Raw genomic sequence first — 2,201 nt, forward strand, 5'->3', positions numbered from 1 at the left:
CTGCAATTGCAGCGCCCCGACTTTCTCGAGCGCGTGCAGCGTGCGCTCGACGCGTCGCGCCTGCCGCCGCGCTACCTCGAACTCGAGCTGACCGAATCCATGGTCATGGCCCATGTCGAGCGCGTCATCGTCGCGATGCGCTCGCTGAAAGCGCTCGGCGTCAGCCTGTCGCTCGACGATTTCGGTTCGGGCTATTCGAGCCTGAACTACCTGCGGCGCTTTCCGATCGACAAGCTCAAGATCGATCAGTCGTTCGTGCGCGACATCATCACCGACCCCGGTTCGGCGGGCATCTGCCGCGCGGTCATCGCGCTGGGCCATCAGCTCGGCATGACGGTCAGCGCCGAGGGCGTCGAGACGATCGGACAGGCGGCGTTTCTGCGGCGCAGCGAATGCGATCAGTTCCAGGGCAACTATTTCTGCGTGCCGATGCCCGAGGCGCAGACCTTCGAAGTGCTGCGCCGGCGCTATCTGCGCCAGGACAGCGACGACGAACTCGAGAAATCCCACAGTACGGAGACGCTGCTGCTGCTCGACGACGAAGAAAACGTGCTGCGCGCGCTCGTGCGCCTGCTGCGGCGCGACGGCTACAACATCGAGACGGCGACCAACGCGCAGCAGGCGTTCGAGATCCTCGCCGCGCAGCCCGTGCAGGTCATCATTTCCGACCAGCGCATGCCCGACATCAGCGGCACGGAATTCCTGAGCCGCGTCAAGGATCTGTATCCCGACACGGTGCGCCTGATCCTCAGCGGCTACAGCGACTTCGCCTCGCTGACCGAAGCGATCAACCGCGGCGCGGTGTATCGGTACGTGGCCAAGCCCTGGGATGACGAGGAGCTCCGCCGCATGGTGCGCGAGGCGTTCCGCATCGCGTCGTCGCGCTGACGCGGCTGCGCCAGGTCACTCGCCCGCGTACTCGACGCCGAACGCATCGGCGAACACGAGGTCGGACAGGCCTTCGACGGCGCCCGCCGTACAGGTGGACGACTCCGGGCCGGGTCTTTCGTGCCCGTGCATGTCCGTCATTTCGAAGCGCGCGTCGGCGAGCATGCAATCGTCGCGCGGAATGCTTTCGAGCGCGGGGTTGCCCGGCTGTGCGCCCACATAAGGCAGCTTGCCCCCCGCCATCGCCACCACCGACAGCGGCGCGGCCACGCCGATCTGATTGCCGGTCGTATCGCCCGACATGAGGCAACCGCCGGTACCGGCGACGCCGATGACGTTGTAGCCGCCGGACGGAATGCTGGCCCCGGTGCCCATGCTGCAGTCCGGATACGTCGGACCGCCGCCGGCGTCGCTGTTGCCGCTGGAGACGACGCCCGTCAGCACCGCGGCACCGTCGCCCTCGAAGCCGCCGCCGCGCGTGAGCGAGCGGTTGCGCGTGATCGTCGAATAGGCCAGTTCCGCGGTGTTGGAATTGGAAAAGCTCACGCCGGCGCCGCTGCCGCCGCTGATGTTGTCGGCGAACAGCACGTTGCTGACGGTCAGCGGATCCCCCTGCGACATCAGCGCGCCGCCGCCGTCCTCGACGCTCTCGTTGCGCGTGAACGCGCTGCGGGTGATGCGGCCAACGGCTTGCGACGAGTCGATGAAGTGCAGGCCGCCGCCATATCCGGTCGTGCGATTGCGGTCGAACCACACCTGGTCGAGCGTCGTTTCGCCGACCGCGCGCAGGCGCATGCCGCCGCCGCCGGTGACTCCACTCGACGTCGATGTGTGGTCGCCGCCGGTGATCCGCAGGCCGAACAGGCCGACAGGAACGCTCTGCGCCGAGCTGCTGGACGTGTCGAACACGCGGTCGTCGGTCGTGCTGCGGATGATGACCCGGTCGGCGCCGCTGCCGACGAGCACGCGCGCCGCCTTGTTCACGCCGTGGAGATCGAGGTCGCCGGTTGCGCCGAGGTCTTCCTCCGCGCCCGGAATATTGAGTTCGTAGACGCCGTCGCGCACGTCGATGACGGCGAGCTGGTCGCTCGCGCCGGCTTCCTGGATCGCGGCGCGCAGGGTGCATCCGCCCAGCGTGCTCTGGCAGACGCCGTTGCCGACGTTGGCATCCGCCGCATCGGCAGTGTCGGTCACGACGAAGGTGTAGCGCAGCTCGAACGCGCCGCGGTCGCAGGTCAGGCGCGTGACGCCGCGCTGGTCGGTCGAGGTGCAGCGCTCGTCGCCGCCGTCGGACGGCGGCGGCGCGCCGGAGT

The 2,201-nt window shown here is 68.3% G+C and carries 2 protein-coding genes; one reads left to right on the plus strand and one right to left on the minus strand.

The genetic code is table 11. The features are described from left to right. On the plus strand, nucleotides 1-888 hold an 888-nt coding region (locus tag VLF18_RS11045; protein ID WP_325279675.1), incomplete at its 5' end, for an EAL domain-containing protein. 15 nt (nucleotides 889-903) lie between these two features. Here VLF18_RS11045 and VLF18_RS11050 read toward each other — a convergent pair. After that, on the minus strand, nucleotides 904-2,201 hold a 1,298-nt coding region (locus VLF18_RS11050), incomplete at its 5' end, for a choice-of-anchor Q domain-containing protein (protein WP_325279676.1).

The sequence above is a fragment of the Tahibacter sp. genome (assembly GCF_035481375.1).
GTDB lineage: Bacteria > Pseudomonadota > Gammaproteobacteria > Xanthomonadales > Rhodanobacteraceae > Tahibacter.